14 protein-coding genes and 1 other annotated feature are annotated in these 12,762 nt (G+C 55.0%); of the genes, 5 read left to right on the top strand and 9 right to left on the bottom strand.

Translation table 11 applies throughout. The features are described 5' to 3' along the window. Nucleotides 1-12: 12 nt before the first annotated feature. Nucleotides 13-1,446: an alanine/glycine:cation symporter family protein gene (locus ACNQ0T_RS11645; RefSeq protein WP_038415297.1), complete on the top strand. Its 1,434-nt coding sequence runs from the start codon at nt 13-15 to the stop codon at nt 1,444-1,446. A 66-nt stretch (nt 1,447-1,512) separates the two neighbouring features. Next, the gene (yaaA, locus tag ACNQ0T_RS11640; RefSeq protein ID WP_250115937.1) at nt 1,513-2,286 is read left to right on the top strand and encodes a peroxide stress protein YaaA; all 774 of its coding nucleotides are present in this window, start codon (nt 1,513-1,515) and stop codon (nt 2,284-2,286) included. Nucleotides 2,287-2,317: 31 nt separating this feature from the next. Here the strand turns inward: yaaA and ACNQ0T_RS11635 are convergent, their stop codons facing one another. The 7 genes from ACNQ0T_RS11635 to yjjY all read right to left on the bottom strand — a co-directional run bounded on the left by ACNQ0T_RS11635 (nt 2,318) and on the right by yjjY (nt 9,124). Beyond that, complete coding sequence (locus tag ACNQ0T_RS11635; protein WP_155019170.1) at nt 2,318-2,605, bottom strand: DUF2502 domain-containing protein; 288 nt, start codon at nt 2,603-2,605, stop codon at nt 2,318-2,320. A gap of 248 nt (nt 2,606-2,853) precedes the next feature. Further along, nucleotides 2,854-4,140, bottom strand: a complete 1,287-nt coding sequence (thrC, locus tag ACNQ0T_RS11630) for a threonine synthase (RefSeq protein WP_003856490.1) — start codon at nt 4,138-4,140, stop codon at nt 2,854-2,856. A 3-nt stretch (nt 4,141-4,143) separates the two neighbouring features. Further along, nucleotides 4,144-5,073: a homoserine kinase gene (gene thrB, locus ACNQ0T_RS11625; protein ID WP_417930060.1), complete on the bottom strand. Its 930-nt coding sequence runs from the start codon at nt 5,071-5,073 to the stop codon at nt 4,144-4,146. A gap of 1 nt (nt 5,074) precedes the next feature. Continuing rightward, nucleotides 5,075-7,537 (bottom strand): bifunctional aspartate kinase/homoserine dehydrogenase I, encoded by a 2,463-nt coding sequence (gene thrA, locus ACNQ0T_RS11620; RefSeq protein ID WP_022646997.1) that lies wholly within the window; start codon nt 7,535-7,537, stop codon nt 5,075-5,077. A gap of 24 nt (nt 7,538-7,561) precedes the next feature. Beyond that, nucleotides 7,562-7,679: a sequence feature (Thr leader region), on the bottom strand. Then, a complete protein-coding gene (gene thrL, locus ACNQ0T_RS11615; RefSeq protein ID WP_015572623.1) occupies nt 7,618-7,686 on the bottom strand; it encodes a thr operon leader peptide in 69 nt (22 codons plus the stop codon). It overlaps the preceding feature by 62 nt. Nucleotides 7,687-7,897: 211 nt before the next feature. Then, a complete protein-coding gene (locus ACNQ0T_RS11610; RefSeq protein ID WP_155025529.1) occupies nt 7,898-8,584 on the bottom strand; it encodes a tRNA/rRNA methyltransferase in 687 nt (228 codons plus the stop codon). 399 nt (nt 8,585-8,983) lie between these two features. Continuing rightward, entirely contained in the window at nt 8,984-9,124 is a 141-nt protein-coding gene (gene yjjY / locus ACNQ0T_RS11605; protein ID WP_001541509.1) for a protein YjjY, read from the bottom strand. Nucleotides 9,125-9,219: 95 nt separating this feature from the next. On the opposite strand from yjjY, the gene arcA reads away from it, so the two are divergent. Next, entirely contained in the window at nt 9,220-9,936 is a 717-nt protein-coding gene (gene arcA / locus ACNQ0T_RS11600; protein WP_003856501.1) for a two-component system response regulator ArcA, read from the top strand. Between the two features lie 48 nt (nt 9,937-9,984). Here the strand turns inward: arcA and creA are convergent, their stop codons facing one another. Next, nucleotides 9,985-10,455: a protein CreA gene (gene creA, locus ACNQ0T_RS11595; RefSeq protein ID WP_003856503.1), complete on the bottom strand. Its 471-nt coding sequence runs from the start codon at nt 10,453-10,455 to the stop codon at nt 9,985-9,987. Nucleotides 10,456-10,669: 214 nt separating this feature from the next. Here creA and robA point away from each other — a divergent pair, with 214 nt between their 5' ends. Then, nucleotides 10,670-11,539 carry an MDR efflux pump AcrAB transcriptional activator RobA gene (gene robA / locus ACNQ0T_RS11590; protein ID WP_022646995.1) on the top strand — a complete coding sequence of 290 codons (870 nt, stop codon included), beginning with the start codon at nt 10,670-10,672 and terminating at the stop codon, nt 11,537-11,539. On the opposite strand, the gene gpmB is transcribed toward robA, so the two are convergent. Continuing rightward, nucleotides 11,536-12,183 carry a 2,3-diphosphoglycerate-dependent phosphoglycerate mutase GpmB gene (gene gpmB, locus ACNQ0T_RS11585; protein WP_006810187.1) on the bottom strand — a complete coding sequence of 216 codons (648 nt, stop codon included), beginning with the start codon at nt 12,181-12,183 and terminating at the stop codon, nt 11,536-11,538. The genes robA and gpmB overlap by 4 nt on opposite strands. A 48-nt stretch (nt 12,184-12,231) precedes the next feature. On the opposite strand from gpmB, the gene yjjX reads away from it, so the two are divergent. Further along, on the top strand, nt 12,232-12,747 hold the full coding sequence (gene yjjX, locus ACNQ0T_RS11580) for an inosine/xanthosine triphosphatase (protein ID WP_022646994.1): 516 nt from the start codon (nt 12,232-12,234) through the stop codon (nt 12,745-12,747). Nucleotides 12,748-12,762 lie beyond the last annotated feature (15 nt).

The raw sequence follows: 12,762 nt of genomic DNA, 5'->3' as shown, positions 1-12,762 counted from the left end.
AGAGGGACGTTAGTGCCTGATTTCTTTTTCTTTATTAACGAAGTTCTCTGGGGTTCAATCATGATATACCTGCTTTCAGGGGCAGGTATCTGGTTTACGTGGCGCAGCGGACTGATTCAGTTTCGCTATATTCGCAAATTTGGCAGAAGTCTGAAAAACAGCGTCACACCACAGCCGGGCGGCCTGACCTCATTTCAGGCGCTCTGTACCAGCCTGGCCGCGCGCGTCGGCAGCGGTAACCTGGCCGGTGTCGCGCTGGCAATCGGCGCGGGCGGTCCGGGCGCGGTATTCTGGATGTGGGTGACGGCGATTATCGGTATGGCCACCTCCTTTGCTGAATGCTCGCTTGCGCAGCTCTACAAAGAAAAAGACGGCAACGGTCAATTTCGCGGCGGCCCCGCCTGGTATATGGCTCGCGGACTGGGAATGCGCTGGATGGGCGTCCTGTTCTCAATCTTTTTACTGATGGCCTATGGTCTTATTTTCAATACCGTTCAGGCTAATTCCGTCGCCCACGCGCTGCGCTTTGCCTTCAATTGTCCGGAGTGGCTGACGGGCAGCGCGCTTGCCCTTCTCACCCTGCTGACCATTGTGACCGGGCTGAGAGGGGTTGCCCGCCTGATGCAGTGGCTGGTTCCGCTGATGGCGCTGCTGTGGGTGTCAACCAGCCTGATGGTATGCGCGATACATATCGACGAAGTGCCGAACGTCATCGTCACTATTTTCCAAAGCGCGTTCGGCTGGCGCGAAGCGGCTTCCGGCGCGCTGGGTTACACCCTTAGCCAGGCGCTCACTGCGGGTTTTCAGCGAGGCATGTTCTCCAACGAGGCGGGAATGGGCTCCACGCCGAATGCCGCCGCAGCGGCCGCATCCTGGCCCCCGCATCCCGCCGCGCAGGGCATTGTACAGATGATTGGCGTCTTCACAGACACCATTGTTATCTGCTCCGCCAGTGCGATGATAATGTTGCTGTCCGGCGCCGTTGAACATCCATCCGGCAGTACAGCAGGCATTCACTGGGTACAACAGGCGCTGGTCTCCCTCGTCGGCGGTTGGGGCGCAGGCCTTGTCGCCCTTGTCGTGGGGCTTTTTGCCTTCAGTTCTATTGTGGTGAACTATATCTATGCCGAGAACAACCTTATTTTCCTGAAAGTTGACTCGCGTCTGGCCCGCAACATCCTTCGCGCGGGTGTGCTGGCCATGGTATTTGTCGGTTGCCTGCTCAGCATGCCGATGATCTGGCAACTGGCGGATGTCATTATGGCGCTGATGGCCATCACCAATTTGACGGCAATTTTGCTTCTTTCACCGGTTGTGGCGCTGATCGCGCGCGATTATCTGCGTCAGCGCAAGCTCGGCGTACAGCCCGTCTTTGACGCCTCACGCTATCCCGAAATCGAATCACAAATTGCTCCTGGCACCTGGGATGATTTGCCGCGGCAATAACAGCTATCGATCAATTCAGGGCGATTTTTTGTTAAAGTCGCTCTAAATTTCCTGCAAGGACTGGATATGCTGATTCTGATTTCACCTGCCAAAACGCTCGACTACCAGAGCCCGCTCGCCACTGAGCGTTATACCCAGCCGGAATTGCTGGACTACTCGCAACAGCTGATCCACGAGGCGCGTAAGCTTTCGGCTCCGCAAATCGCTTCGCTGATGAGCATCAGTGATAAACTCGCCGACCTGAACGCCACCCGTTTTCATGAGTGGCAGCCTGACTTCACGCCCGCTAACGCCCGCCAGGCGCTGTTGGCCTTCAAAGGTGACGTCTACACTGGCCTGCAAGCAGAAACGTTTAGCGAAGCCGATTTCGATTTTGCCCAGCAGCATCTGCGCATGTTATCCGGCCTGTACGGGGTGCTGCGCCCGCTGGATCTGATGCAGCCGTATCGTCTGGAGATGGGTATCCGCCTGGAAAATGCTAAAGGCAAAGATCTGTACCAGTTCTGGGGCGATGTCATTACCGATAAGCTTAACGCGGCGCTGCAAGCCCAGGGGGACAACGTGGTGATCAACCTGGCCTCCGATGAGTACTTCAAATCGGTGAAGCCGAAAAAGCTGAATGCGGACATTATCAAGCCGGTGTTCCTCGACGAGAAAAACGGCAAATTTAAAGTGATCAGCTTCTACGCCAAAAAAGCGCGCGGTCTGATGAGCCGTTTCATCATTCAAAACCGCCTGACGAAGCCAGAGCAGCTCACTGGCTTTAACAGTGAAGGGTATTTCTTCGACGAGGCATCGTCAGTAAAAAACGAGCTGGTGTTTAAGCGTCACGAGCAATAAAAGACAACCCCGCCAGCTGGCGGGGTTTGTGTTAATGGTGCTTCCGGTCCGGCCCCGGGCGATGATCGTCATGACGGTGATGATCGTGACGATCGCGATGTTCATCGTGCGGACGCCAGTGGTTATCGCGCCAGTCATAGTGCGCTTTCCACCAGTCATGGTCGCGCCAGCGGCCGCCATCCCAGTAGTGTCCGTTATTATCCCGATCGCCAATTTGCAGTTTTACCGCAGGGACGAGGGTGATCTCAGCTGCCTGCACCGCCATGGGAGCGACCAGCATCAGTGAAAGCGCGAGAAGTGCAGGTTTCAGTGTAGACATAGGTGACTCCTTATTCTTCTTGCCCAACGTGGGCCGATGTAAGGAGAGTACGTGATGGGAACGGTGGATGTTATTCTCTGCAATCCTAAACCCTAAGTGACCGCATTTATTGGGAATTTCTGCTTTTTTCCTGCTGTTTTTCTCCTTATTTTCTCCATAAAAAAGCCGGGTGGCGGCTTCGCCTTACCCGGCCTACTTTCTGAAATGTTCCAGGCCCGGTAAGGCGTAGCCGCCACCGGGCAATAAACTCACGCTCGGGTCATCATCAGCTTACGCAGTGCGGCAAAGTCTGCGGGCAGCTCATGGGACAGCAACGGCAGGTCGGCGCGCTCGGCCAGCTCTTTTGGCAGCGGCAGCGTTTCACCCAGGATCGCTTCCACGCTCTCTTTGAACTTGGCCGGATGGGCGGTACCGAGGAACAGGCCATACTCACCCGGTTGAAGCTGATCGCGCAAGGCACGATAGGCAATCGCCGCGTGCGGCTCAGAGGTATAGCCCACCGCTTTCAGCTCGCGCATGGTGGCTTTCGTGGTTTCGTCCGTCACCGCTGCGTAGCCCAGGTCGCCCAGACGCCAGACCTTACGGCGGAACAGCTCTTCCACACGCGGCCAGTTGTTAGGCTGTGACACATCCATCGCATTGGAGAGCGTGGCCTGCGTCGCGTTCGGCGCCCATTTTCCGTCCTTCAGGAAACGCGGCACGGTGTCGTTGGCGTTGGTAGCGGCGATAAAGCGCTTCACCGGCAGGCCGAGTGATTTCGCCAGCAGGCCCGCCGTCAGATCGCCGAAGTTCCCGCTTGGCACAGAAACTACCAGCTGATTGCGCGCGTCCTGCGGCAGCTGGGCCACCGCTTCGAAGTAGTAGCAGATCTGCGCCAGCAGACGGCTGATGTTGATGGAGTTGGCAGAGTTCAGCCCCAGCGCCGCCTTCAGCTCTTCGTCATCAAAGGCCTGCTTCACCAGCGCCTGGCAGGCATCGAAATCGCCGTCGATCGCCACGGTTTCAATGTTGCCCCCAAGAGTGCAGAACAGTTTTTCCTGAAGCGGGCTGATTTTGCCTTTCGGATAGAGGATCACCACGCGGACGTTTTTCAGGCCGTAGAACGCATGAGCCACCGCCGCACCGGTATCACCTGAGGTCGCGGTCAGGATGGTCACCGGTTTGTCGCCGCTGATGTGGGTCAGCATCTGCGCCATAAAGCGACCGCCGAAATCCTTGAACGCCAGCGTCGGGCCGTGGAACAGCTCCAGACAGCCAACGTCAGGCTCCACCTGCTTCACCGGGGCCGGGAAAGCAAACGCCGCGCGCACGCGCTCTTCGAGCAGCTCCTGCGGGATTTCGTCACCAATAAACGCAGACAGAATTTTGGTGCTGCGGGTGACAAAGTCCTGCTTAAGCAGTTCATCGATTTCAGTCAGCTGAAATTCCGGCAGGTCGTGGGGGAAGAACAGCCCCTGATTTTTGCCCAAACCCTGCGTTACCGCCTGCGCAAAGCTGACCTGCTCGTTATGATCTTTAAGGTTGTAGAGTTTCATTCGTTATCCCAGTACTCGTGCGCCAGCCGTGTCCAGACGGCAAATATGAACAAAGCCTTCCTGATTTTGCAGGTAGTGTTTAGAGAGCCAGTCCGCCACGCGCTGCGCGGTGTCTGGCTTGTCGCATAAGGCGAACAGCGTTGGGCCGGAGCCGGAGATGCCGCACGCCTGTGCGCCGATATCCATGGATGCCTGTCGCGCTTCGTTAAAGCCCGGCAGCAGCTTCGTGCGATACGGCTCGGCAATAACGTCTTTCATCAGTTTCGCCGCCAGCTGCGGCTGTCGGGTATAGCAGGCATGAATAAAGCCCGCCAGATGACGCCCGTGGGCGATACAGTCCTGACGACGATACTGCGCCGGCAGGATCGCACGCGCTTCGGCGGTAGAAACCTTAATGCCCGGATAGGCAAGCACCCACAGCCACTCATCAAACCCTGGCATCTGCTGGCTGATGATGCCATTTTCTTCAATCATCAGCTGCATGCCGCCAAGGAAGCACGGCGCCACGTTATCATAATGAATGCTGCCGGAGATGCGCCCTTCCAGCTCGCCCATCAGCGCCAGCAAGCGGCTGTTGTTCAGCGGCTTGCCGCAGTGCTCATTCATCGCCACCAGCGCGGCGACCACCGAGCAGGCGCTGGAGCCGAGTCCCGAACCAATCGGCATGCTCTTTTCCAGCGTCATGGCGACCGGCACGTTTTTACCGATCTCCTGACAGAAGCGTTCCCAGCACTGATAAACGATATTCTCACGCGGTTCAGGCGGCAGCTTGCTGGCAAAACGGCCGACGTTATTCAGGCTGAAGCGCTCTGCCGCCTCAACCGTTACCGTATCGCCCAGCAGCGAACCATCCACCGGCGTAACCGCCGCGCCCAGCACGTCAAATCCGACGCTCATATTGGCGCTGGAAGCCGGGGCATATACTTTAACCATCTTAAACTCCTAACTTCCATGACAGGGTACGCAGCAGATCGGCAAACACGCCCGCCGCCGTCACATCATTCCCTGCGCCATAGCCGCGAAGTACCAGCGGCAGTGGCTGATAATAATGGCTGTAGAACGCCAGGGCGTTCTCGCCGTTTTTCACCTTGTACAGCGGATCGTTGCCATCCACTTCGGCAATCTTCACGCGGCAGACGCCGTCTTCTTCAATATTGCCAACATAGCGCAATACCTTACCTTCATCACGGGCTTTCGCAACGCGGGCGGCAAAGGCGTCGTCAAGCTGCGGCAACCTGGCCATAAAAGCGCTGACGTCGCCGCTGTCATCAAATTCTGCTGGCAGCACCGGCTCAATCACGATATCCGAAAGCTCCAGCTCGCGGCCGGTTTCGCGCACCAGGATCAGCAGCTTACGCGCCACATCCATACCGGAGAGGTCGTCGCGCGGATCCGGCTCGGTGTAGCCCAGCTCGCGCGCGGCGCGGGTGGCTTCCGACAGGCTCATCCCTTCGTCCAGCTTGCCGAAGATAAACGACAGGGAGCCGGAGAGGATGCCGGAGAAACGCTGTAGTTCGTCGCCCGCGTTCAGCAGGTTTTGCAGGTTCTCGATGACCGGCAGGCCTGCGCCCACGTTGGTGTCATACAGAAACTTGCGGCGCGACTTGCTCGCCGCCAGACGCAGCTGGTGATAGTAATCCATCGACGAGGTGTTGGCCTTTTTGTTCGGCGTCACCACATGGAAACCTTCGCGCAGGAAATCCGCGTACTGATCGGCCACAGCCTGGCTGGAGGTACAGTCGACGATCACCGGGTTAAGCAGGTGATACTCTTTCACCAGACGGATCAGACGACCCAGGTTGAACGGCTCTTTCGCCTCTTCCAGTTCCGCCTGCCAGTTTTCCAGGTTCAGACCGTGGACGTTAGTCAGCAACGCTTTCGAGTTCGCAATTCCGCAGACGCGCAGATCGATATGTTTCTTCTTAAGCCACTCCTGCTGGCGCTTTACCTGCTCCAGCAGCGCGCCGCCGACGCCGCCGACGCCCACCAGGAACAGCTCAATCACCTGGTCGGTGTTGAACAGCATCTGATGCACCACGCGCACGCCGGTAGTGGCGTCATCGTTATCCACGACAACGGAAATTGAACGCTCTGATGAGCCCTGGGCAATCGCCACGATATTGATATTGGCCCGCGCCAGGGCGGCAAAGAATTTGGCGGAGATTCCGCGCAGGGTGCGCATGCCGTCGCCTACCACGGAGATCACGGCCAGACGCTCCTGAATAGAGAGCGGCTCCAGCAGCTCTTCTTTCAGCTCCAGGTAGAACTCTTCTTCCAGCGCGCGACGGGCGCGCAGGCAATCGCCCTGCGGGACGCAGAAGCTGATGCTGTATTCGGAAGAAGACTGCGTGATCAGCACCACGGAGATCCCATTACGGGACATGGCCGCAAACACGCGTGCCGCCATGCCAACCATACCTTTCATACCCGGGCCAGAGACGCTGAACATCGCCATGTTATTAAGGTTCGAAATGCCTTTTACCGGCAGGTCATCTTCATCAGCGCTGGCGCCAATCAGCGTACCCGGCGCCTGCGGATTACCGGTATTTTTAATCAGGCAAGGGATCTGGAACTGGGCAATCGGGGAGATGGTACGTGGGTGAAGCACTTTGGCGCCGAAGTAGGAAAGCTCCATCGCTTCCTGGTACGACATCGACTTCAACAGCCTGGCGTCCGGCACCTGGCGCGGGTCGCAGGTATATACACCATCAACGTCAGTCCAGATCTCACAACAGTCTGCACGTAAACAGGCCGCCAGCACGGCAGCGGAGTAGTCAGAGCCGTTACGCCCCAGCACCACCAGTTCGCCCTTCTCGTTACCGGCGGTGAAGCCTGCCATCAGGATCATGTGGTCAGACGGGATTTTGCTCGCCGCAATGCGGCGTGTCGACTCGGCAATGTCGACGGTGGATTCAAGGTAGTGTCCCACAGCCAGCAGTTTTTCAACCGGATCGATGACCGTCACGTGGTGACCGCGCGCTTCCAGCACGCCTGCCATGATGGCGATAGAGAGTTTTTCACCCCGGCAAATTAGCGCCGCGTTGATGCTGTCCGGGCATTGACCCAGCAGGCTGATACCGTGAAGGACATGTTTAATCTGGGCAAATTCGAGTTCAACGGTGGTTTTCAGCTGCGCCAGCGGGAAGCCAGGCTGGGCGTCTGCCAGCCCCTGAAGCAGTTCAGCGAAGATACGCTCGGCGTCGCTGATGTTCGGAAGTGCATCCTGGCCACCGATGGTTTTTTCAATCATCGCCACCAGGTGGTTCGTGATTTTTGCCGGGGCAGAGAGCACGGTAGCAACCTGCCCCTGCCTGGCGTTACTTTCCAGGATATCGGCAACACGCAGAAAACGCTCTGCATTTGCCACTGATGTACCGCCGAACTTCAACACTCGCATGGTTCTACCTCATTTCCTTTAGCCGAAAAAAAAGCCCGCACTGTTCAGGTGCGGGCTTTTTTCTGTTTTTCCTGTACGCGTCAGCCCGCATCGTTACCTGTGGTAATGATGATGGTTGTAGTAATGGTGGTGATGCTGATGCGTTTCATGGATGTTGTGTACTCTGTCATTATTATCTGTCTGTGCTCTATTCTTTTAGGGTTAAAGGATCGGACACCTTAAGTCAATGAATTTTTAATTTGATCACAATTCGGGACATTCTCACGTCCCGCTGCGTGCAGATTTATTTTCATCGGAATACCCCAGATGCAACCCCAGACATCAGCAGGATCGGCCATAATAAAAACCTATGACACTATTTTACTCGGCTAATTTTTTTTCGATATCATGAAGCAATCGGTGCAGCATTGCCGTGTCGCGCTGTTCAAGACGCCCCAGGCGCTGCTGTAACCAGTCCACCATTTTTTGATCGTCAGCGACGCCCAGTTGCTCGAGAAGCTTATCTGCACGAATACGCAGCGCCGCCAGCTGGTTTTCATCCGTTACTGACGCTGGCGGCTGAGGAATTTGTATTAAGGATGCTAATTGATAGCAGTACACCATCACCGCCTGCCCCAGATTGAGTGACGGATAATCCGCCACCATCGGCGCGCCCGTCAGGACGTCAGCCAGTTCCAGTTCTTCGTTAGTTAGCCCGGAATCTTCTCGCCCAAACACCAGCGCGGCTTTCTCCAGCCACTGGCTTTTTTCTTCCAGTAGTGGCACCAGTTCAGCAGGCGTGGCGTAATAATGAAACTTCGCCCGGCTGCGCGCAGTCGTCGCGACGGTAAACGAAATATCGTGCAGCGCCTCAGCGAGCGTAGCGTAAGTGGTTATATTATCGAGAATATCACCCGAACCGTGCGCCACCCATCGCGCAGCAGGCTCCAGATGCGCCGTGCTGTCTACGATACGCAAATCGGTAAAACCCATGGTCTTCATGGCACGCGCCGCAGCGCCAATATTTTCAGCTCTTGCTGGTGCCACCAGCACAATCGACAGATGCATTTATGCTCTCTTTTTAATCAGTTAGCAGGTAAAAATGTGATTCACTTCAACATATTACGCAGCACGAATTTACAATTTTGCAACACAAATCACCGAAATAGCGTTTCATAACAATTAAAAAAAGCTAAACTATTTTGTGGCTGAACAATCAGTTAGAATGTTAACAGAAGTCCATTATCCTTATGTTTTGTAATGATAATGACCTTATGAATACTCTTTTCCGATTGGATTCGTACCGTTTATCAATCAATGTCCGCAACTAGTTGGTTTATTGAAAAATTGTGACAAAGGCTAGCATTCAGCTACGATGATTTCATCAAACTGTTAACGTGCTACAATTGAACTTGATATATGTCAACGAAGCGTAGTTTTATTGGGTGTCCGGTGTCACTTAGCCTGTTATGTTGCTGTTAAAATGGTTAGGATGACAGCCGTTTTTGACACTGTCGGGTCCAAAGGGAAAGTACCCACGACCAAGCTAATGATGTTGTTGACGTTGATGGAAAGTGCATCAAGAACGCAATTACGTACTTTAGTCACGTTAAGCCGATCATGTTAATTTGCGACATGCATCAGGCAGGTCAGGGACTTTTGTACTTCCTGTTTCGATTTAGTTGGCAATTTAGGTAGCAAACATGCAGACCCCGCACATTCTTATCGTTGAAGACGAGTTGGTAACACGCAACACGTTAAAGAGCATTTTCGAAGCAGAAGGCTACGATGTCTTTGAAGCGACCGATGGCGCAGAGATGCATCAGATCCTTTCTGAAAATGATATCAACCTGGTGATTATGGATATCAATCTGCCGGGCAAAAACGGGCTTCTTCTGGCGCGCGAACTGCGTGAACAGGCGAACGTCGCGTTGATGTTCCTGACAGGCCGTGACAACGAGGTTGATAAAATTCTTGGTCTGGAAATCGGCGCGGATGACTACATCACCAAGCCGTTCAACCCTCGCGAGTTAACCATTCGTGCACGCAACCTGCTGTCCCGCACCATGAATCTGGGTACGGTCAGTGAAGAGCGTCGTAGCGTCGATAGCTACAAATTCAACGGCTGGGAACTTGATATCAATAGCCGTTCGCTGATTAGCCCGAACGGTGAGCAGTACAAACTGCCGCGCAGTGAATTCCGCGCGATGCTGCACTTCTGCGAAAACCCGGGCAAGATCCAGTCCCGTGCAGAACTGCTGAAGAAAATGACCGGTCGTGAGTTGAAGCCACACGATCGTACCGTTGACGTAACCATCCGTCGTATTCGTAAACATTTCGAATCTACGCCTGATACGCCGGAAATCATCGCCACGATCCATGGTGAAGGCTATCGTTTCTGCGGTGACCTCCAGGAGTAATCCTCCCGTCACGCAGTAAAAAACGGCGCTTTTGCGCCGTTTTTTTTATCAATGCCACGGCATAATCGGCACCGCGCTAATCGCGTTTTTCGGTGAGCCTTCCACGACTTTGTCGGAATAAGCCAGATAAGCCAGTGTGTTGCGCTTCGCGTCATAAAAACGGACCACCTGTAGCTTTTTGAACACCAGCGAGGTCCGTTTCTGGAATACAACGTCGCCCTGCGCTTTGCCGTTTTTAATTTTGTCACTCAATTCCACCGGACCAACCTGCTGGCAGGAGATGGCCGCGTCAGACGTGTCTTCAGCCAGCCCCAGGCCGCCTTTAATCCCGCCGGTCTTCGCCCGGCTGACATAGCAGGTGACGTTTTTAACGTCCGGATCGTCAAAGGCCTCCACCACAATTTTGTGGTCCGGCCCAAACATTTTAAACACGGTGTCCACGGAGCCAATTTGCTCCGCCTGTGCCACGCGCCCTGCCATCAGCGCCAGTGCTGCAAAGACTAAAACCTTGTATTTCATATTGTTACCATTCATAAAAATTACGCTGAGCGATTATTCAACAGGTTAGATAAAAATGTAGCAAGATCACAGGATTAGAATATATCCGCACTTAAATCACCACAAAAAGCATTTATGCGCAAAAAAAACACTGAATGCTAAAACGTCAAAAAATGCTATTATCCGCTAACCTGTAAACAGGCACCTGCGGCAGTTTTAAGGATGAGGATAGTATATGGATCAGGCTGGAATTATTCGCGACCTGCTCACCTGGCTGGAAGGTCATCTCGACCAGCCTTTGTCACTGGATAATGTGGCGGCAAAAGCAGGCTATTCCAAGTGGCATCTGCAAAGGATGTTCAAGGATGTCACCGGTCATGCTATCGGTGCCTATATTCGCGCACGTCGTTTATCAAAGTCTGCTGTCGCGTTGCGCCTGACCGCGCGACCAATCCTGGATATTGCCCTGCAATATCGCTTCGATTCACAGCAAACCTTCACTCGCGCCTTTAAAAAACAGTTCTCGTTAACGCCAGCGCTTTATCGCCGCTCGCCGGACTGGAGCTCCTTTGGTATGCGTCCGCCGCTGCGTCTGGGCGAGTTTGCGATGCCAAAATATGAAATCATCACCTTGCCGGAAACGCACCTGGTCGGCACCACGCAGAGCTACTCCTGTTCCCTGGAGCAGATCTCCGAGTTCCGCCATCAGATGCGCGTTCAGTTCTGGCGCGAATTTTTAAGCCACGCTCCGGCGATCCCGCCGATTCTGTATGGCCTGAACGAAACGTATCCAAGCCAGGAAAAAGATGACGAGCAGGAAGTGTTCTATACCACGGCGCTGACGCCTGACATGGCAAACGGTTACATTCATGGCTCGAAGCCTGTCGTGCTGGAAGGCGGCGAGTATGTGATGTTCTCATACGAAGGGTTAGGAACGGGCGTTCAGGAGTTCATCCTGACCGTTTACGGGACCTGCATGCCGATGCTGAATCTGAATCGCCGTAAAGGTCAGGACATTGAGCGCTACTATCCGGCGCAAGATGCAAAACCGGAAGAAGGCCCTATCAATCTGCGTATGGAATTCCTGATTCCGGTACGTCGTTAACGCTGCAACTCATCCAGTGCAGGGGCATCAAGATGCGAAATGTCCCCTGCCATCTCAACCACCCACCCCGATGCCAGCCAGGCACTTTCCTGATAGTCGATACGGGAAATGGAACAGTTGCGCAGACGCAAACGGCGCTCGGCGTAAGCCGGCAGCCCCAGAATGGTACTCACCAGGCAACCCAGCGCGATACCGTGGCTCACCAGCAGCGGTCGGCTACCTGCCGGGAGTTTCAGGCACTCGGCCAGCGCGGCATGCATGCGCACGCTCAGCTCCTGCATGGATTCCCCCTCAGGGATGCGACCATCTTCAGTGCCGTTCACCAGCGTGCGACGCCAGCCTTCTTCGGTTTCCGTCAGCGTATCGATAGGGCGTTTTTCCAGCACGCCCATATCCAGCTCGCGCAGGCGCGGTTCAAGGGTCACGTCGCAGCCACAGGCATCGGCGATGATGCGTGCCGTCTGCTGCGTGCGGCCTAAATCACTGGAGATGACGTGAGTGATACCCAGCGTTCTGGCGCGTTCCGCCACCTGCCACGCTTGCTGCACACCTTTGTCGGTGAGAGGACTGTCTGACTGGCCTTGAATACGTCGCTCGGCGTTCCACTGCGTTTCACCGTGGCGAACAAGGTATACCTGTAACATGCTTTTTTTCCGTTATACTGCGATGAATTTTTTAAATCGAGCTTAATTATGCACCATGTTGTCTCTGCTACCACCAATCCTGCCAAAATTCAGGCAATTCTAAGGGCATTTGAAGAGATCTTCGGCGAAGGATCCTGCCATATTGACGCCGTCGGCGTCGAGAGCGGTGTGCCGGAACAGCCGTTTGGCAGCGAGGAAACACGCGCTGGCGCACGAAATCGCGTGGCGAATGCAAAAGCCGCCGCGCCAGATGCTGACTTCTGGGTCGCGATTGAAGCAGGTATCGACGAAGGGGCGACCTTCAGCTGGGTTGTTATCGAAAGCCGCGAGCAGCGCGGCGAAGCGCGTTCAGCCACGCTGCCGCTGCCGGAGGTCATACTGGAGAAAGTCCGCGCGGGTGAGGCGCTGGGGCCGGTAATGTCGCACTACACCGGCATTGATGAGATTGGTCGTAAAGAGGGGGCGATTGGCGTCTTTACCGCGGGCAAGCTCACCCGTTCGAGCGTTTACCACCAGGCCGTTATTCTGGCGTTAAGTCCGTTCCATAACGCGATTTATCGTTAAGTTTGTAGGCCGGAT

The sequence above is a fragment of the Enterobacter cloacae complex sp.6700776 genome (assembly GCF_048284255.1).
In the GTDB taxonomy this organism is placed as follows: domain Bacteria; phylum Pseudomonadota; class Gammaproteobacteria; order Enterobacterales; family Enterobacteriaceae; genus Enterobacter; species Enterobacter intestinihominis.
This window is presented reverse-complemented; position numbering and strand designations above follow the sequence as displayed.

Bases quoted from the DNA above. Each gene is read 5' to 3' on its own strand.
- yaaA (WP_250115937.1), top strand. From the start codon at position 1,513: ATGCTGATTCTGATTTCACCTGCCAAAACGCTCGACTACCAGAGCCCG.
- ACNQ0T_RS11635 (WP_155019170.1), bottom strand. From the start codon at position 2,605: ATGTCTACACTGAAACCTGCACTTCTCGCGCTTTCACTGATGCTGGTC.
- thrC (WP_003856490.1), bottom strand. From the start codon at position 4,140: ATGAAACTCTACAACCTTAAAGATCATAACGAGCAGGTCAGCTTTGCG.
- thrB (WP_417930060.1), bottom strand. From the start codon at position 5,073: ATGGTTAAAGTATATGCCCCGGCTTCCAGCGCCAATATGAGCGTCGGA.
- thrA (WP_022646997.1), bottom strand. From the start codon at position 7,537: ATGCGAGTGTTGAAGTTCGGCGGTACATCAGTGGCAAATGCAGAGCGT.
- ACNQ0T_RS11610 (WP_155025529.1), bottom strand. From the start codon at position 8,584: ATGCATCTGTCGATTGTGCTGGTGGCACCAGCAAGAGCTGAAAATATT.
- arcA (WP_003856501.1), top strand. From the start codon at position 9,220: ATGCAGACCCCGCACATTCTTATCGTTGAAGACGAGTTGGTAACACGC.
- creA (WP_003856503.1), bottom strand. From the start codon at position 10,455: ATGAAATACAAGGTTTTAGTCTTTGCAGCACTGGCGCTGATGGCAGGG.
- robA (WP_022646995.1), top strand. From the start codon at position 10,670: ATGGATCAGGCTGGAATTATTCGCGACCTGCTCACCTGGCTGGAAGGT.
- gpmB (WP_006810187.1), bottom strand. From the start codon at position 12,183: ATGTTACAGGTATACCTTGTTCGCCACGGTGAAACGCAGTGGAACGCC.
- yjjX (WP_022646994.1), top strand. From the start codon at position 12,232: ATGCACCATGTTGTCTCTGCTACCACCAATCCTGCCAAAATTCAGGCA.